Here is a 15,860-nt window from a genome sequence, read left to right as displayed (position 1 = left end):
CGTGCTGCCGGCCTCGCTGGTGTAGCCGTTCTTGATCCCGATCAGCCCCCGGTACGGCTTCACGCCCTTGGCGCCGCTGAGCAGCCGGTTGGTGTTGAGGATCGGGTACGACCCGCTGCCGCCACCGGGGAACTTGGCCTCGACCGTGGCGCAGTACCGGGCGAAGTCGGGGTTGCGCAGCCCCGCCCGCCCGAACACGGCCAGGTCGTACGCCGACGACACCTGGCCCGGTGCGTCGTAGCCGTCGGGCGACACCACGCGGGTGTCATGGGCGCCGAGGGCCCGTGCCTTGGCCTGCATCCGCTCGGCCGTGAGCCGCCAGCCGCCGTTGAGCTCGGCCAGGACGTGCACGGCGTCGTTGCCCGAGTTGAGGAAGACGCCGCGCCACAGGTCGGCGATCCGGTACGTATGGCCCTCGGCGACCCCGACCAGGCTGCTGCCGGCCCCGATGCCCTTCAGCTCCCGTGCGCGGACCGTGTGCCGGATGCCCGACGGCAATCCGGGCAGCACGGTGAGGGCGAACAGGGTCTTCAGGGTGCTGGCCGGGGGCAGCTTGCGGTGCGCGTTGTGCGCGGCGAGCACCTCGCCGGTGCGGGCGTCGGCCACCACCCAGGACAGCGCGGAGACCTTCGGGACGCGAGACGCCCCGGCGCCCAGGCGGACCTGGGTGCCGGGGCGGTACAGCAGAGAGGGGTGCGGAGCCGCGGCTCTCGGCCCGCCCGGCGGGGTGGGCTCCGCCCCGCCGGGGTCGGCCGTGGCCGCGGTGGGCGTCAACGCCATGAGCCCCGCGAGGCAGAGGACACCCGCCGACACGGTCACGCGGGAAGGGAATCCGATGGTCATATGAGCAACGTAGAAACGGGTGTGTGCCGCACGGCGACGACGGGGCCGCACACCGCGCTCCGGCACCCGAATGGATGAGCGCTGCGCGTCAGCCCGAGGGCAGGGTCGGCTGGATGCGCCGCAGGAACGTCGCGTTGTCCGGTGTCTCGCGCATCCGCCCCAGGAGCGTCTCCAGAGCGTCCTGCCCGTCCCGGCCCTGCAGCACGCGCCGCAGACCGTGGACGGCCGCCAATTCGGCGTGCGGCAGGAGGAGTTCCTCGCGGCGGGAGCCCGAGGAGATGATGTCGACGGCCGGGAACACACGGCGGGACGCCGGGTCCCGGCTCAGGCGCAGCTCCATGTTGCCGGTGCTCTTCAGCTCCTCGAAGTAGAAGTTGTCGGCCCGGGAGCCGGTCTCCACCAGGGCCGTCGCGAGGATCGTGAGGGAACCGCCCTCCTCGGCCGACCGGGCGGCCCCGAAGAACCGCTTCGGGCCGGTCAGCGCGGAGGCGTCGACGCCCCCGGTGAGGATGCGGCCGCCGGATGCGGCCGCGTTGTTGTGCGCCCGGCACAGCCGGGTCAGCGAGTCGAGGAGGATGACGACGTCCTCGCCGGCCTCGACGAGCCGCTTGGCGCGCTCGAGCACGAGGTCGGCGAGCGCGATGTGCTGCTTGGCGCTGCGGTCGAACGTCGAGGCGTACACCTCGCCCCGCACGCAGCGCCGCATGTCGGTGACCTCCTCGGGCCGCTCGTCGAGCAGCAGCATCATCAGCCGGCACTCGGGATGGTTGCCGGTGACGGCGGCCGCGAGCTGCTGGAGGAGGACGGTCTTGCCGGTCTTGGGCGGGGCCACGATGAGCCCGCGCTGGCCCTTGCCGACCGGCGCGATCAGGTCGACGACGCGTCCGGCCAGTCCGGCGGCCGGGTGCTCCAGCCGCAGCCGCTCGTGCGGATGCAGCGGTGTCAGGTCCCGGAAGCCGCGCCGGTCGCGCAGGTTCCCGGCGGTACGGCCCTCGATCCGTACGACGCCGGTGAGGCCGTGCCGGTCGCCGAGTACGCCCTCGACGAGGTCGCCCTTGCGCAGGCCGTGCCGGCGGATCAGCGCGGGGGAGACCGCGGCGTCGGCCGGCGTTGGCAGGCAGCTTTCGCCGCGCAGGTGCCCCTTCCCGCTCGCGTCGACGTCGAGGACGCCGGTCACGGTCCGGTCCGGGGACTGCTGCTGTACGGGTGGGTTGTCCAGTGTGGTGGTCATGGTGGTGTGTGTCCTTTCACGGACGGCAGGCATGGGACATGCGAGGGGAGGGGGAGAGGGCCGCGAGGGAAGGGCCTGGGGCACGCTTCAGGGCGGCGGAGGAACAGCACCTCGAATACGACGGAAGACGTCGTGGTGCTGGAAAGGATGAAGAGAGAGAAGAACTGGCACCGGCGCCCACAAAGAGGGGCGTGCACGAGTGCTCTTCACACTGTACCACCGAAAGAGGTGGTACAGGGCGGGGTTGTCTCAGTGCGTGGCCAGCAGCCCGTACAGCAACGGGATCCGCGGCTCGGGCAGGCGCCACCAGCCGGACTCCGTACGGGCCATCTGCGGCCAGCGCGGCCAGGGAAGTTCGTCACCTTCCCGCAGCCGCCGCACGGCGAGTCCCGCCCCCGTCAACGCGGTGAGGACCTCGCCCATTCCGTGCATCCACTCGTAACTGTCCGTGGCGCCCTCGACGGCCGGGCCGTCCGTGTAGGTGTGGGTCCCGTCGCGGTGCACCGGTCCGGCGCCGCCCAGATAGTCGTGGCGCAGGAGCAGTTCGGGTCCCTCACCCGGAGCGGGCTTCGGCCCGAGCGAGTTGAGCAGGGGATGGAACTCGACGACGTACAACCGGCCCCCGGGCCGCAGGAGTCGGTGAATCGTCTCCGCCCACCGGTCCAGGTCGGGGAGGTAGCAGAGGGCTCCCTTGCCGGTGTACACGACGTCGAACCGCCGCCCGTCCAGGGCCTCGACGGCGTCGTACACGTTCGCCCGGACGTAACTCACGTCGGCGCCGGCGCTCGCCGCGATGTCCTGGGCGGCCGCCACGGACGCCTCGGAGAAGTCGAGGCCGACGGCCCGGGCGCCGCGCCGTGCGAAGGCGATGGTCTCCGTGCCGAGATGGCACTGGAGATGCAGTACGTCACGCCCGGCCAGCTCGCCGAGGTCCTCCCACTCGAACGGGGCGAACCAGCGCTCGGGGTCGAGGTCCTCGTCGAGACCGTAGAACCGGCTGGCGAGATGGACGGGCGTGCGGGCGTCCCAGTTCGCCTGGTTGGCCCGCATCAGCCGGTCGTGCTCGGCGGACGTCATGGGGACATCCAACCGTGAACCGGCCGCGGGTGCCGGGAGAACGCGGGAAACGGATCGGTGGACGTGTCGCTCAGACCGAGCGGGCGCGCGCCTCCTCGGCGATCCGCTCGAACTGCTCGCCCATGGCCGCCGCGAGGGCCTGCGCCCCCGACAACGGGCGCACCATCACCGTGAATTCGTCGATGAGCCCGTTCTCGTCGAGATGGATGAAGTCGCAGCCGTTGATCTCCCGGTCGCCCACGCGCGCGGTGAAGACCAGGGCGTGGTCGCGGCCGTTCACGTCGTTGATCTCCCGCACGTAGCGGAAGTCCTGGAAGACCACGGAGACGGCGCGCAGGATCGCGGCCGTGATCGCCTTCCCGGCGTAGGGCTTGAACACGACCGGGCTGGTGAAGACCACGTCCGGCGCCAGCAGCGCCTCGGCGGCGTCGAGGTCGAGCTTCTCGACGGCCTCTCGGAATGCACGCATCGAATCCGCCTTAGTCAATTTGTTGAGTAGGTGCGGAGTAGATTAGTCAACCGTTGATACGGTGTCCACATGTCTCTCAAGTACGCGGTTCTCGCCGCGCTCCTGGAGGGCGAGGCCTCGGGGTACGAGCTGTCGAAGGTCTTCGACGTGTCGCTGGCCAACTTCTGGGCCTCGACCCCGCAGCAGCTCTACCGAGAACTGGAGCGCCTCGCGCAGGACGGACTGATCGAGGCCAGGGTGGTGCGCCAGGAACGGCGGCCCGACAAGCGCATGTTCACGCTGACCGAGGCCGGCCGTGAGGACCTGCGCACGTTCGCCGCCGCACCGCCCCGGCGTCCCACCGCCATCCGCGACGAGCTCCTCATCAAGATCCAGGCGATGGACGGCGCTGATCCCGGGGCGACCCGCGCGCTCGTCGAGGAGCGCGAGGCGTGGGCCCGCGGCAAGCTCGCCCGGTACCGGCGCGTGCGCGAGCGCCTCCTGGCCGGCCGCAGCGAGGAGGAGTACCTCAGGGAGGCCGACCGCGTCGGCCCGTACCTCACCCTGATGGGAGGCATCGGCTTCGAGGAGGAGAACCTCCGCTGGTGCGAGCGCGTGCTCACCGTGCTGAAGCGGCGGGCCCCCCTGGAAGGGGCTCCTGACGCGTCTGCGCGGCATCGCGCCCTAGGCTGAGCCGATGTTCAGCCCCGAAGGCCCCAGCCTGCGCGAGCTCGCCGTCCAGGCACTGTCGTCCGTCGAGCGCGGCTACGACCTGCTCGCGCCGAAGTTCGACCACACGCCGTTCCGGACACCCGACGCGGTCCTCGACGCCGTCGGCTCGCTGCTGCGGCGGACCGGGCCCTACGACGCCGGGCTCGACCTGTGCTGCGGCACCGGAGCGGGCGCCGGGGTCCTCGCACAGGTGTGCCGCGAGCGGGTCATCGGCGTCGACTTCAGCGCGGGCATGCTCGACGTCGCACGGAAGCAGGCCGGGCCGACGGGCCCGCCGGTCTCCTGGGTCCGGGCCGACGCCCGTGCCCTGCCCTTCGCGCCCTCCTTCGACCTGGTGGTGAGCTTCGGGGCCTTCGGGCACTTCCTGCCCGGCGAACTGCCCTGGCTGTTCGCGCAGGTCCGGTCCGTCCTGCGGCCGGGCGGCGCCTTCGCGTTCCCGCTGGTCGCCCCGCCCCGCCCGGGCTCGCCCGGCTACTGGACGCTGCTCGGCTTCGACACCGTGATGCGGGTGCGCAACGCGCTCTGGCGGCCTCCGTTCGTCATGTACTACCGCGCGTTCCGCCTGGGGGACGTGCGGCGCGAACTCACGGAGGCCGGCTTCCGGGTGGAGCTCCACGCACTGCCCGAGTTCGGCCGGCGACCGGACGGCAGCCCCCGGGTACGGCTCGTCATGGCCCGGCTGCCGGAACCGCCCCGGAGCCCCCGGTAGTCCGCGTCAGCCGCGCAGGAAGTTCAGCAGGTCGTCGTCGAACGCCTTCTCGAAGTCGCCGACCAGGCCGTGCGGCGCGCCCGGGTACACCTTCAGCGTCGCGTCCTTGACGAGCTGGGAGGTCCGGTGGGCCGAGGCGGCGATCGGCACGATCTGGTCGTCGTCCCCGTGCGCGACGAGCGTCGGCACGTCGATGCGCCCGAGGTCCTCGGTGAAGTCGGTTTCCGAGAACTGCGCGACGCAGTCGTAGGCGCCCTTCAGCCCGGCCTGCATGCTCCACATCCAGAACGCCCGCCGCACGCCCTCCGACACGGCGGCGCCGGGCCGGTTGAAGCCGTAGAAGCTCTCGCTCAGCTCCCAGTAGAACCGCGACCGGTCCGCCGCGACGCCGGCCCGGATCCCGTCGAAGACCTCCTTCGGCGTGCCCTCCGGATTGGCCTCCGTCCGCAGCATCAGCGGCGGCACCGCGCCCAGCAGCACCACCTTGGCGACCCGCGCTGTCCCGTGCCGCCCGATGTAACGGGCCACCTCGCCGCCGCCGGTCGAATGCCCCACCAGGACCGCGTCGCGGAGGTCCAGCGCCTCGATCAGCTCGGCGAGGTCGTCGGCGTAGCGGTCCATGTGGTTGCCCTGCCAGGGCTGCCCGGAGCGGCCGTGCCCGCGGCGGTCGTGTGCGATCGCCCGGAAGCCGTGCTCGGCGACCTTCCGGGCCTGTCCGTCCCAGGCGTCCGCGTTGAGGGGCCAGCCGTGGCTGAACACCACCGGCTGCCCCTCGCCCCAGTCCTTGTAGTAGAGCTCGGTTCCGTCGGAGGTCGTGAACGTGGCCATGGGGATCCTCTCGAAAGTTGCCTGGGGGAGCCGTGCGGGGAAGCCGTGCCGTGTTCCGATGATCTCCGTCATCTCCGGTGACCGGTGCCGGCGGTCCGCCGAACGGGTGACCGCCGCTCGTCCGCCGGGGCCTGTACCGCCCGGCCCGGCAGTGTGAACTCGTAGACCAGTGCGTCCCGTTGGGCGTCCACCACGAGGTCGGTGATCTCCAGCGGGCGCGCGTACTGGTCGTGCACCCGTCGCGTGACCCGTACCGACGGCGTGCTCGCGAGGGGCGTGATGGCATCGCGGTGGTGCAGGGTCAGACCGGCCCGGCGCATCCAGTCGTAGGCCCGCCGCAGCTGCGCGGCGGCGGTGCCGTCGGCGCGGTCGCGATAACGCGCCAGCTCCTCCACCTCCGCGAGCGCCACGGCGGAGAACGAGGTGACGGCGGTCCGCAGGCCCTGTCCGTCGGCGGTCGCGTACCGGTAGCGGTGGACCAGGGTCGGGCGGCCGGGGGCCAGCTCCAGGGCCTCGGCGTGGTCCGCCGGGGGCGGCTCCCAGGTGACCGTGGCGCGGGCGACGCCGCCCGGGGCCGCCGTCCGGGCCCCGACCGGGAAGGTGAGCGACGCCGGGGTCTCGACCGGCAGGCCGGGCAGGGTGGCGTGACTGCCGCGCCGGTCGGTGGCGACGAGGCCGTCGCGGCGCAGCAGCTCCAGCGCCTGCCGTACGGTCTCCCGGCTGACCCCGAAGTGACCGGCCAGCCGCCTCTCCCCGGGCAGTCGTTCACCCGGCGGGACGATGCCGTCACGCATCTCGCCGAGCAACTCCGTCGCGATCCGGCTGTACAAGGGCTCTCCCTCGGCCGGCGGGGGGTCGTGCGGGGTGGTGCGGGCCATGCCGCCCCTCCTGTGGGTGACGTTCGGTAGCCGTGCGGGCTCGGTGCGCCACCACATCTAGCATTGGTCTAAACCAGCTGGGAAGGGTGGCCGGGCGGTTCGGCCGAAACCGGCCCGCCCGCACCCGCCCTCACAGTGCGCCGTACAACGCCTCGACCAACGCCGTCTTCCGCGGGTCGTTGGCGATACGGGGTCCCATCCGGTTCATCACATAGCCCAGGGACACTCCTGCCTCCGGGTCGGCGAGTCCGCAGGAACCGCCGAAGCCGTCGTGTCCGAAAGCGCGCGGGTTGGGCCCGTACGAGCCGTCGGGGCCGCTGAGCCAGAGCCCGAGGCCGACCTCCGTCTCGTGCTCGAACCCGGCGCCGAGTACCAGGTCCCGGCAGCTGCCCTGCCCCTCGCGCACCCGCTCCGCCGTCTGAGGGGACAGGATGCGGCGGCCCCCGTACGAGCCGCGCCCCGCGAAGACGCCGTACAGCCCGGCAACGGCACGCGCGGTGCCGTGCCCGTTCGCCGCCGGGATCTCGGCGGCCCGCCACCCTGGGGTGCCGGTCGCGACGGCGGACACCGCCGGGTTGGTCAGCGCCGCGACGGCCGCGGGCGCCAACTGGGCGAAGACGGCCGCCTGTTCGGTGTTCGCCGTGACCGCAGGCGCGACCAGCTCGGCCGCCCGGCCGGCATCCAGCTCCGGCAGTCCGATGCGGAAGTCGATGCCGAGCGGCCCCGTCACCTCCCGCGCCAGGAAGGCCCCAGGCCGCAGCCCCGACACCCGCCGTACGACCTCGCCGACCAGGTGGCCGTAGGTCAGCGCGTGGTAGCCGGACCGGGTGCCCGGCTCCCACCAGGGCTCGGCCGCCGCCAGCCGCTGGGTGGTCAGTTCCCAGTCGTAGAGCTGCTCCAGCGTGTGCGGCTCGCGCAGGCCGGCCAGGCCGGCCCGGTGGGACAACAGGTGCCGGACGAGGACCTTCTCCTTGCCCGCCGCCGCGAACTCGGGCCAGTACACGGCCACCGGCGCGTCCAGGTCCAGCAGACCCCGGTCGGCGAGGATGTGCGCGCACAACGCCACCGGCCCCTTGGTCGTGGACCACACGTTGACCAGGGTGTCCCGCTCCCAGGGGCGGGAGCGGGCCGCGTCCGCCCAGCCACCCCACAGATCCACCACGGTCTCGCCGTCGACGGTGACGGCCACCGCGGCGCCCAGCTCGTCCCGCTCCCGGAAGTTCTCCTCGAACGCCCTGCGTACCGCCGTGAACCGCGCGTCGCAGTGACCGTGCACCTGTATCCCGTTCCCGGACATGAGCCCCCTCCGCCGGCCGTTACCGGCCCGGGCCGCCGCGTCGCGGCCCGGGCGCGATGAACGTACCGACTGGTCGGATCGGGTGGAAGGCCGTCGGGGGTGAACGGCCGGATCAGATGTACGAGCGCATCCAGCGCAGCTTGAGCGCCTGCTGGAACGGACCGCCGCCCTCGTGGTCGTTGAAGTCGTAGACCTCGATCGTCTTGTCCTCGTGGCTCCAGGCGTTGAACGCCGCGAAGACGGTCGAGGGCGGGCAGGTCTGGTCCTCCAGGGCGGCGGAGAAGAGCGCCGGTGCCCGGCCGCGGGCGGCGAAGTGGACGCCGTCGAAGTAGGACAGCGTACGCAGGGCGTCCTCGGTGCGGCCGCGGTGGGTCTTGAGGAAGAGGCCGATCTCCCGGTACGGGTGCCGGTCCGTGATCGTCGCCGCGCGCGGGAAATCGCACAGGAACGGCACGTCCGGCGCGATGCCCGCCAGGTCCGGGACCAGGCCGCCGACCGCGATCGTGATGCCGCCGCCCTGGCTGGAACCGACGGCCACCGTGCGCGCCGGGTCGGTGAGGGGGTGCGAGCGGGCCGCCTCCACGGCACGCACGGCGTCCGTGTAGACCCGGCGGTAGTAGTAGTTCTCCGGGGCGTCCATGCCGCGCGTCATGAAGCCGGGGTACGCGGGCGCACCGCCCACCGGGTCCGCCGTGCCGCCGCCCCCACCCCAGGCGCTGCCCTGCCCGCGGGTGTCCATCACGAAGTGCGCCCGGCCCGAGGACGCCCACAGCAGATGCTCGTGGGGCAGCCCGCGCCCGCCGCCGTAGCCGATGAACTCCACGACCAGTGGCAGCGGGCCCTCCGCCCCGGCCGGGAGCGTCAGCCAGCCCTTGACCGGGTGACCGCCGAAACCGGCGAACGTCACGTCGAACACCTGCACGGTGGACAGGCCCGTGTCGACCGGTTCGAAGCGGGCGTCCAGGTCGTGCCCCCGCGCCTCCTGGAGGGTCTTGGACCAGAACGCGTCGAAGTCCTCCGGTTCGGTGGCCGCGCTGCGGTACTCGCGGAGTTCGTCGAGCGGAAGGTCGAACAGGGCCATGTAGGACCGCCTTGGATGAGGACCAGCTACGAGGGCAGTGCGGATGATCACACTACGTGAGTGATCGGAGGACTGACCAGGGTGTCGTTCCGGCCTCACTCCGGGGCGCCGGCCACCGGCGTGGAGGTCCGCCGCCGCCTCTCACGCGTCGCGGTGCGTCCACTGCGGTTCCGTACGGGCCCAGGCCCGGTCCCACTCGGCCAGCCGGTGGCGCAGCGCCACCCGGCGCACGAGGAAGTGGCCGAAGAGCACCACGAGCACCGCACCGCCCGCCGCGCAGGTACCGATGGTGAGGGTGTGCTGCCACACCGCCGCTCCGTCCACCGGCGGCAGTACGTTCCGGCCCCGGTCGTCGAACCAGACGTCCACGGTCTCGCCCTGCCGGGTGTCCGCGGGAACCCGGGCCGTCGCGGTGCGCGTGCCTTCGCCCGGCTCGGTCCAGCGCACGGTCGCCCGGTAGGCGTGCTGTCCGCCCGCCTGCACCGAGGGCAGCGAGTCGTCGTTCCTGTCGACCACCTCGGCCCGGACGCGGTGCCGCTCGGCCCGTTGTTCCGCCGACACCGACCGCGCCTCGCCGTGTGCCCACCAGGCGGCGGCCGTTCCCGCCAGTGGCGCGCCCACGAGGATGAGGACGGCGACCACCAGTACCGTCCACGCTTCCACGACATCCGACCGGCGCCGCAGCGGACTGCTCCGCCAACGCCAGCCGCGCACCCGTGTTCGCATGTACACCTCCTCGCCGTCACCCCGCGGCCGGAGGCCCGGACCGGCCGTGCGCCGCCGCTCCCTCCGCATCACGCCACGCGTGCGAGTGCCCTCACGGACGGAGTACCCCTCCGGCGCCCGCCGATCGCCACGGGTTCGTGGGCACAGCGGAGCGGCCCGCGGTGGCCCTCCGGCTGGGTGCCCGGCGCGACCGCGGCAAAACACCGGGGTCAGCCGAAACGCTCGATGCGGATCCGGTCCACCGGCTGACCGGCCGTCACGAGCAGCCGGGAGGCATGCTCGGCGAAGGAGTTGGAGCCGCACACATAGGCCTCCCACCCACCGGCAGGCTGCTCGGCCAGGAGCGGCGCCACATGTGCGGCCGCCATACGTCCCACCGCCACACCCTCTGGCGCGCTCCGGGTGAAGACGGCGGTCGTCTCCGCGCCCAGCTCCCGGGCGTAGACCAGCTCCTCGGGGCTGCGCGCGGACACCACCAGCCGCAGCGGCACGGTCAGGTTCCGGGCCCGGTGGTGCCGGATCATCGACATCAGCGGTACGACGCCGGAGCCGGCCCCGATGAGCAGCGCGGGCCGGTCGCCCGGCCAGGCGAAGAAGCCGCTCACCGGCCCCCGCACCTCGACCCGGTCGCCGGGCCGGGCGACGGTGTGGAACCAGCCCGACACCTCGCCGCCCTCGACGTGATCCAGGGTCAGCTCGATGTGTCCGGAGTCGTCCGGAGCGGACGCGATCGAGTAGTGCCGCTGAGCCGCGTAACCGTCCTCGGCGGTCAGCCGCACCATGAGGTGCTGGCCGGGCAGATGCCCCGGCCAGTGCGGCACCGCGAGCCGGAAGGTGGTCACCCGCGGGGTCTCGCGGCGGATCCCGGTGACGGTGGCGGTCTGCCACTCGGACGCGGCCTGCTCGCTCACGGCGATGCGCCCGGGCACGGCGAACCGCGTGGGGGGCACGAAGGTCTCAGTCACCGGCGTACCTCTGCTCCTCCCAGGGGTTGCCCCGTTCGTGGTAGCCGTTGCGCTCCCAGAAGCCCGGCTCGTCGTGGTCGAGGATCCGCAGGCCCGCGATCCACTTGGCGCTCTTCCAGAAGTACAGGTGCGGCACCAGCAGCCGTGCCGGGCCGCCGTGCTCGGGGGCGAGGGGCTTCCCGTCGTACTCCCAGGCGATCCAGGCGCGTCCGCCGGTCAGGTCGGCGAGCGGGAGGTTCGCGGTGTAGCCGGTGTGCGAGTAGGCGACCGCATGGGTGGCCGACGCGTGGGGCCGGGCCGTGTCCAGGAACGCGTCCAGGGACACACCGGCGAACCGCACCCCGAACTTCGACCAGCTCGTCACGCAGTGGATGGCGCCCTCGTACGCCGACGGCGGCATCCGGTGCGCCTCCTCCCAGTCCCAGGTGCGGGGCTCGGCCACCAGTCCGTCGATGCGGAAGGTCCAGTCGGCGGACGCCAGCTCGGGGGTGACCTCGGCCGACAGCACGGGCCAGTCGTCGCCCGCGTCGTACTGGCCGGGTGGCAGGCCGGGGTCGGCGACGCGCGGTCGCCCGGTGAAGCCTCGGGTGATGTGCATGCGGTGGTGCCTCCGGGCCGGGCCGGCGGTGCCCCGCCGTACCGGTGTGCTCGGTGTGTGCGTCCTCAACCGTACGTGCAGGCCGTCCTGGCCCCGGCGGCCGGGACCGGGCCTACGCGTTGTAGCGCACGAGGTACTCCGCGAACCGGCTCAGGTCCTCCGCCGGCCAGCCGGCCAGGCGCTCCCGGAAGGCCGCCCGGCGGCTCTCGGTGACCTGGGCCAGGATGTGCCGCCCGGAGCGTGTCAGGTGCAGCACCTGGACACGCTGGTCCGCCGGGTCGGGGCCGCGCTCGATGAGGCCGGCGCGCTCCAGCCCCGCCACCTGGCGGCTGACGGTGGACTTGTCGAGGGCGTAGTGGGCGGCCAGGTCGGTGGCCCGGCATCCGCCGCTCTCCTCCAGGTGGCCCAGCAGCGTGTACGACACCAGGGACAGCTCGGGGTGCATCCGGCCCGCGGCGGACCGGGCCCGGCGGGCGAAGACCGTCATCTCCCGCTGGATGGTCTCCACGGCGTCGGCGCTGTGCACGGGACCTCCCTCATCACGGTGCTGCACGGCTTCTTCCATGGTTGCACAACCCAACCACTTGACCGGACGGCGTCACGATCGCCGTACGGGGCGGCCGGTGCGTCGGGTAGGGTTGCCGTCCGGCCGGGGAGGGACCCGGTCGTCGGAAGCCGGGGAGGTGAGACCCATTACCGCTGTGTCAGCTCGGGTGCTCTCCCCTCGACGTCGCGCGGATCGCCGGTCGTAGGCGATCTCCGGAGCGCCCTTCGGTTCCCGAAAGGCTCTGGGCTTCCATGCCGTCTGTGTCTTCCTCCGTCCCCCCTTCCGTGCCGCCGTCCCGTGACGCGCTGGTCACCGCCCTGCGTACCGCGGGGTGCGTCTTCGCCGAGGACGAGGCCGGGTTGATCCTCGCCACCGCGCGCACCCCGGCCGAGGCCGCCGCCATGGTCGAGCGCCGCGTCGCCGGTCTGCCGCTCGAACTCGTCGTCGGCTGGGCCGAGTTCCGGGGACTGCGCATCGCCGTCGCCCCCGGTGTCTTCGTGCCGCGCCGGCGCACCGAGTTCCTGGTGGAGCAGGCCCTGGAGCGGGCGCCCCGGGCCGCCGTCGTCGTGGATCTGTGCTGCGGCTCGGGTGCCGTGGGAGCGGCCTTGGCCCACGCGCTCGGCGATGTCGAACTGCACGCCTCCGACATCGACCCGGCCGCCGTGCGATGCGCCCGCGGCAACGTCGCCGCCGTCGGCGGCCAGGTCCACCAGGGCGATCTGTTCGAGGCGCTGCCCGTCGCGCTGCGCGGCCGCGTCGGCATCCTCGCGGCCAACGTGCCGTACGTGCCGAGCGACGAGATCGGCCTGCTGCCGCAGGAGGCCCGTGACCACGAGCCGCTGGTCGCCCTCGACGGCGGCACGGACGGCCTCGACGTGCTGCGCAGGGTCGCGGCCGAGGCGCCCCGCTGGCTCGCCCCCGGCGGCTGCGTCCTGGTGGAGACGAGCCGGCACCAGGTCCCGGCCGCCGTCGAGGCCTTCGCGCGCACCGGCCTGGCGGCACGGCTGGCGGTGTCGGAGGAGCGTTACGCCCACGTGGTGACCGGCGTCAGGCAGTAGAGCCCACAGGCCCTTGGTCCGGCGGGGTCGCCCGCGCGATGAGCAGCGCCACGTCGTCGAAGTTGTCCGGCTCGTGCAGGGTGCGCAGCAGCAGGTCGCAGACCTCTTCCAGCGGCCGGTCGGGCCCGTCGAGCAGGGACAGCAGGGTGCCGAGCCGTTCGTCGAGCGGGTCGCGCCGGGTCTCGACGAGGCCGTCGGTGTAGAACACCAGCCGGTCGCCGGGTTCGAGGTCGACGGTGGTGGTGGAGAAGGCGACACCGCCCACGCCGAGCGGCACGCCGGTCGGCAGGTCGAGCAGCTCCGGGGGCAGGCCCGGCCGGACGCGCACCGGCGGCAGATGTCCGGCGTTGGCGATCCGGCACTGCCGCAGATGCGGGTCGTGAACGGCGTAGACGCAGGTGGCGATGGTCTGTTCGAGACCGGCGGTGATCTTGTCGAGGTGCTCCAGGAGCACGTTCGGGTCGAGGTCGAGGGAGGCGAGGGTGTTGGTCGCCGTGCGCAGCCGCCCCATGGCCGCCGCCGCGGGGATGCCGCTGCCCATCACATCGCCCACGACGAGCGCCGTCTTCCCGGCGTCGAGCGGGATCACGTCGAACCAGTCGCCGCCGACCTCGCTCGTGGCCCCGGCCGGCTGGTAGCGGGAGGCGACCTCCAGCCCGCCGGTGACCGGCGGATGGCTGGGCAGCAGGCTGCGCTGCAGGGTGAGCGCGGTCTCGCGGGCGCTCTGGTACCAGCGGGCGTTGTCGATCTGCACGGCGGCCCGTGCGGCCAGCTCGCGCGCCAGCAGCAGGTCGTCCTCGCTGAACGGCAGCGGATTGCGAGTGCGCTTGAGGTCCAGGGCCCCCAGCACCTCGCCCCGCGCGATCAGCGGCACCGCGAGATACGAGTGCACCCCCGCCCGGCCCAGCAGCTCGGCCGCCTCGGAGGAACGGGCGATGCGGTCCAGGTCCTCGTCCTTGACCTCCGGCAGCATCACGGGGCTCGCCGTGCGCACGCACTGGGTGACGAGCCGGTCGGGGGCGTACCGGGCCACCTGCCCGGGCGGGTCGGCCGCCTCCAGCGCCTCGGCGGAGTCGTACCCCTGCACCGCCAGCGCGCGGATCACGGCCGACTCGGCGGGGCCCAGGCTGGTGCGCCGGCCCTGCACCACCGCGTCCAGCAGGTCGACGGCCGCGATGTCGGCCAGCTCCGGCACGGCCACCTCGGCCAGCTCGCCGGCCGTGCGGTCCAGGTCCAGCGTGGTGCCGATCCGGCCCGAGGCGTCGGCGATCAGAGCCAGCCGCCGGCGGGCGGCCTCGGCCTCGATGCCCGCCCGGTACTGCTCGGTGACGTCGACGATCGAGACGGCCACGCCCAGCACGGTCCCGAAGGCGTTCTCCAGCCGGTACAGCGAGATCGACCAGGCGTGGTCCTGGTGGGGGTCGGCCGGGGTGCGGCCGATCGTGGACTGGTCGACGACCGGTGTGCCCGTCTCCAGGACCCGGCGGGTCGCCTCCTCCAGGGCGTCGACGTCCATCCGGGGCACGACCTCCCGGGGCGTGCGGCCCAGGTGGTCCTCGGCCGGCACACCGTTGATCTCCTCCAGTGCCCTGTTGACCGAGACGTACCGCAGCTCGGTGTCCAGCACGGCCAGCCCGATCGGGGACTGCGCGATCATCCGCGTCGACAGCGCCACCTCCCGCTCCAGCCGGTGCACGGTCGTCTGGTCGGCGCACAGCCCGAGCGCGTAGACGTCGCCCTGGTCGTCCAGCAGGCGCATGTTGCGGAACTCCACCAGCCGGGTGCTGCCGTCCTTGCGTCGGATCGGGAAGGCCCCCGCCCAGCTCTGCCCGGTGCCCATGACATCGGCGAACAGCTTGACCACGAGGTCGACGTGCTGTTCGTGGACCATGATCCGGGCGGCGTACTGCCCGAGCGCCTCCCGCGCCTCGTACCCGAACAACTCCTCGGCCTGCGGGCTCCACAGCACGATGCGGCCCTCGGCGTCCAGGACCACCGAGGCCACGCGCAGCACGTCGAGCAGCCCGCTCGGGCGCGCCGACCCGCGCACCGGACCGTCACCCTCGGACTCGGGAGACCCGGCTGCACTCATCCCACGCCCCGCCTTCGCCGTCCTCGCGGCACGCCGTCATGTGCCGACACCCCATGTTCTACCGCGCGGAGCCGCTTCCCGAAGGCCCCTTCCGTCACCTTCCACCATCTCCCAACGCGGCGCGGGCCGCCCCGCAAACCCGTCACCGGAAGCGGTGCACCGCCGGTAGTGCTCACCGGAAGGTGGTGCTTTGCTGGGGTAGGGGCGGATACGGCATCCGGTGGCCACGAGAGGAGCGATCACGATGGCGATGGACCATGAGCGACCGCACCCCCACTCCGTCTCGGTGGAGATCAGCGGGTGCAGCAAGCACGACGCCCGGATCGTGTTCGACGCGCTGTGCTCCTGCTTCGAGTCCGACCGGTGCGCCGACGACGTGCCCGAGGAACTGCACGAGACCCGCCCGACCGTGTGGCTCGGCACCTTCGACGTCGCCGACGAACACGAGGGCGCGCAGCCGGTTCACCTGTCGTCCTCCGTGGAGGCCGACCTGCACGGCGGCTACTGGGCGATCGAACGGTTCCGCACGACCCTGGACTCGCTGTTCGACGTGCACGATCTGAGCACGGTCTCCGGCGACCAGGAGAAGGAACTCCACGTGCGTCTGCAGAGCCGGTGACCGCTCCCCACCGAACCGGCCGCCTTCCGGCGCGACCGGGAATGCCCTGACGCCCCGTAGGGCCCCTGGTCAGGGTCCTCCTGTGCCCTCCATCACCTTGTGCAACTAGTTGCACAAACCTGCGGTAGTCC

General features: G+C 72.9%; 16 protein-coding genes and 1 pseudogene. 4 read left to right on the top strand and 13 right to left on the bottom strand.

Annotation, left to right across the window (positions count from 1 at the left end; translation table 11 throughout):
* Nucleotides 1-3: 3 nt before the first annotated feature.
* From RFN52_RS03015 to RFN52_RS03000, 4 genes and pseudogenes are all read right to left on the bottom strand, one after another.
* Nucleotides 4-780, bottom strand: a pseudogene (locus RFN52_RS03015) (D-alanyl-D-alanine carboxypeptidase family protein); the annotation flags it as partial.
* A 151-nt stretch (nucleotides 781-931) separates the two neighbouring features.
* Nucleotides 932-2,074, bottom strand: coding sequence for a transcription termination factor Rho (gene rho / locus RFN52_RS03010; RefSeq protein WP_184841936.1), 1,143 nt, complete (start codon nucleotides 2,072-2,074; stop codon nucleotides 932-934).
* Nucleotides 2,075-2,323: 249 nt separating this feature from the next.
* Nucleotides 2,324-3,151, bottom strand: a complete 828-nt coding sequence (locus RFN52_RS03005) for a class I SAM-dependent methyltransferase (RefSeq protein WP_184841933.1) — start codon at nucleotides 3,149-3,151, stop codon at nucleotides 2,324-2,326.
* 70 nt (nucleotides 3,152-3,221) lie between these two features.
* Nucleotides 3,222-3,620 carry a nuclear transport factor 2 family protein gene (locus tag RFN52_RS03000; protein ID WP_184841930.1) on the bottom strand — a complete coding sequence of 133 codons (399 nt, stop codon included), beginning with the start codon at nucleotides 3,618-3,620 and terminating at the stop codon, nucleotides 3,222-3,224.
* A gap of 69 nt (nucleotides 3,621-3,689) precedes the next feature.
* Here RFN52_RS03000 and RFN52_RS02995 point away from each other — a divergent pair, with 69 nt between their 5' ends.
* Both RFN52_RS02995 and RFN52_RS02990 read left to right on the top strand, forming a co-directional pair.
* Nucleotides 3,690-4,292: a PadR family transcriptional regulator gene (locus RFN52_RS02995; protein ID WP_184841927.1), complete on the top strand. Its 603-nt coding sequence runs from the start codon at nucleotides 3,690-3,692 to the stop codon at nucleotides 4,290-4,292.
* Nucleotides 4,293-4,296: 4 nt separating this feature from the next.
* On the top strand, nucleotides 4,297-5,040 hold the full coding sequence (locus tag RFN52_RS02990) for a class I SAM-dependent methyltransferase (protein WP_184841924.1): 744 nt from the start codon (nucleotides 4,297-4,299) through the stop codon (nucleotides 5,038-5,040).
* Between the two features lie 6 nt (nucleotides 5,041-5,046).
* Here the strand turns inward: RFN52_RS02990 and RFN52_RS02985 are convergent, their stop codons facing one another.
* The 8 genes from RFN52_RS02985 to RFN52_RS02950 form a co-directional block, all read right to left on the bottom strand.
* Nucleotides 5,047-5,868 (bottom strand): alpha/beta fold hydrolase, encoded by an 822-nt coding sequence (locus tag RFN52_RS02985; protein WP_184841921.1) that lies wholly within the window; start codon nucleotides 5,866-5,868, stop codon nucleotides 5,047-5,049.
* A gap of 68 nt (nucleotides 5,869-5,936) precedes the next feature.
* Nucleotides 5,937-6,746 (bottom strand): GntR family transcriptional regulator, encoded by an 810-nt coding sequence (locus RFN52_RS02980; protein WP_229857052.1) that lies wholly within the window; start codon nucleotides 6,744-6,746, stop codon nucleotides 5,937-5,939.
* A 130-nt stretch (nucleotides 6,747-6,876) separates the two neighbouring features.
* Nucleotides 6,877-8,043, bottom strand: a complete 1,167-nt coding sequence (locus tag RFN52_RS02975; RefSeq protein ID WP_184841918.1) for a serine hydrolase domain-containing protein — start codon at nucleotides 8,041-8,043, stop codon at nucleotides 6,877-6,879.
* 112 nt (nucleotides 8,044-8,155) lie between these two features.
* Nucleotides 8,156-9,124, bottom strand: a complete 969-nt coding sequence (locus RFN52_RS02970) for an acetylxylan esterase (RefSeq protein WP_184841915.1) — start codon at nucleotides 9,122-9,124, stop codon at nucleotides 8,156-8,158.
* A 141-nt stretch (nucleotides 9,125-9,265) separates the two neighbouring features.
* Entirely contained in the window at nucleotides 9,266-9,850 is a 585-nt protein-coding gene (locus RFN52_RS02965; protein ID WP_184841913.1) for an Rv1733c family protein, read from the bottom strand.
* A 209-nt stretch (nucleotides 9,851-10,059) separates the two neighbouring features.
* Nucleotides 10,060-10,815 carry a ferredoxin reductase gene (locus RFN52_RS02960; RefSeq protein ID WP_184841910.1) on the bottom strand — a complete coding sequence of 252 codons (756 nt, stop codon included), beginning with the start codon at nucleotides 10,813-10,815 and terminating at the stop codon, nucleotides 10,060-10,062.
* Nucleotides 10,808-11,413: a sulfite oxidase-like oxidoreductase gene (locus RFN52_RS02955; RefSeq protein ID WP_184841907.1), complete on the bottom strand. Its 606-nt coding sequence runs from the start codon at nucleotides 11,411-11,413 to the stop codon at nucleotides 10,808-10,810. The genes RFN52_RS02960 and RFN52_RS02955 overlap by 8 nt, the downstream gene beginning before the upstream one ends.
* A 112-nt stretch (nucleotides 11,414-11,525) precedes the next feature.
* Nucleotides 11,526-11,978, bottom strand: a complete 453-nt coding sequence (locus RFN52_RS02950; protein ID WP_373308624.1) for a MarR family winged helix-turn-helix transcriptional regulator — start codon at nucleotides 11,976-11,978, stop codon at nucleotides 11,526-11,528.
* 233 nt (nucleotides 11,979-12,211) lie between these two features.
* Between RFN52_RS02950 and RFN52_RS02945 the strand changes: the two genes are divergently transcribed.
* A complete protein-coding gene (locus RFN52_RS02945) occupies nucleotides 12,212-13,018 on the top strand; it encodes a putative protein N(5)-glutamine methyltransferase (protein WP_184841901.1) in 807 nt (268 codons plus the stop codon).
* Here RFN52_RS02945 and RFN52_RS02940 read toward each other — a convergent pair.
* A complete protein-coding gene (locus RFN52_RS02940) occupies nucleotides 13,008-15,110 on the bottom strand; it encodes a SpoIIE family protein phosphatase (RefSeq protein ID WP_184841898.1) in 2,103 nt (700 codons plus the stop codon). The two genes, RFN52_RS02945 and RFN52_RS02940, sit on opposite strands and share 11 nt — an antisense overlap.
* A gap of 250 nt (nucleotides 15,111-15,360) precedes the next feature.
* Between RFN52_RS02940 and RFN52_RS02935 the strand changes: the two genes are divergently transcribed.
* Nucleotides 15,361-15,729: a hypothetical protein gene (locus RFN52_RS02935; protein ID WP_062931277.1), complete on the top strand. Its 369-nt coding sequence runs from the start codon at nucleotides 15,361-15,363 to the stop codon at nucleotides 15,727-15,729.
* The last annotated feature ends 131 nt before the right edge of the window (nucleotides 15,730-15,860 follow it).

Source organism: Streptomyces collinus (assembly GCF_031348265.1).
Classification (GTDB): Bacteria; Actinomycetota; Actinomycetes; order Streptomycetales; family Streptomycetaceae; genus Streptomyces; species Streptomyces collinus.
This window is presented reverse-complemented; position numbering and strand designations above follow the sequence as displayed.

Excerpts from the sequence above, each read along its gene's own strand:
- rho (WP_184841936.1), bottom strand. The coding sequence starts at position 2,074 with ATGACCACCACACTGGACAACCCACCCGTACAGCAGCAGTCCCCGGAC.
- RFN52_RS03005 (WP_184841933.1), bottom strand. The coding sequence starts at position 3,151 with ATGACGTCCGCCGAGCACGACCGGCTGATGCGGGCCAACCAGGCGAAC.
- RFN52_RS03000 (WP_184841930.1), bottom strand. The coding sequence starts at position 3,620 with ATGCGTGCATTCCGAGAGGCCGTCGAGAAGCTCGACCTCGACGCCGCC.
- RFN52_RS02995 (WP_184841927.1), top strand. The coding sequence starts at position 3,690 with ATGTCTCTCAAGTACGCGGTTCTCGCCGCGCTCCTGGAGGGCGAGGCC.
- RFN52_RS02990 (WP_184841924.1), top strand. The coding sequence starts at position 4,297 with ATGTTCAGCCCCGAAGGCCCCAGCCTGCGCGAGCTCGCCGTCCAGGCA.
- RFN52_RS02985 (WP_184841921.1), bottom strand. The coding sequence starts at position 5,868 with ATGGCCACGTTCACGACCTCCGACGGAACCGAGCTCTACTACAAGGAC.
- RFN52_RS02980 (WP_229857052.1), bottom strand. The coding sequence starts at position 6,746 with ATGGCCCGCACCACCCCGCACGACCCCCCGCCGGCCGAGGGAGAGCCC.
- RFN52_RS02975 (WP_184841918.1), bottom strand. The coding sequence starts at position 8,043 with ATGTCCGGGAACGGGATACAGGTGCACGGTCACTGCGACGCGCGGTTC.
- RFN52_RS02970 (WP_184841915.1), bottom strand. The coding sequence starts at position 9,124 with ATGGCCCTGTTCGACCTTCCGCTCGACGAACTCCGCGAGTACCGCAGC.
- RFN52_RS02965 (WP_184841913.1), bottom strand. The coding sequence starts at position 9,850 with ATGCGAACACGGGTGCGCGGCTGGCGTTGGCGGAGCAGTCCGCTGCGG.
- RFN52_RS02955 (WP_184841907.1), bottom strand. The coding sequence starts at position 11,413 with ATGCACATCACCCGAGGCTTCACCGGGCGACCGCGCGTCGCCGACCCC.
- RFN52_RS02950 (WP_373308624.1), bottom strand. The coding sequence starts at position 11,978 with ATGGAAGAAGCCGTGCAGCACCGTGATGAGGGAGGTCCCGTGCACAGC.
- RFN52_RS02945 (WP_184841901.1), top strand. The coding sequence starts at position 12,212 with ATGCCGTCTGTGTCTTCCTCCGTCCCCCCTTCCGTGCCGCCGTCCCGT.
- RFN52_RS02940 (WP_184841898.1), bottom strand. The coding sequence starts at position 15,110 with ATGAGTGCAGCCGGGTCTCCCGAGTCCGAGGGTGACGGTCCGGTGCGC.
- RFN52_RS02935 (WP_062931277.1), top strand. The coding sequence starts at position 15,361 with ATGGACCATGAGCGACCGCACCCCCACTCCGTCTCGGTGGAGATCAGC.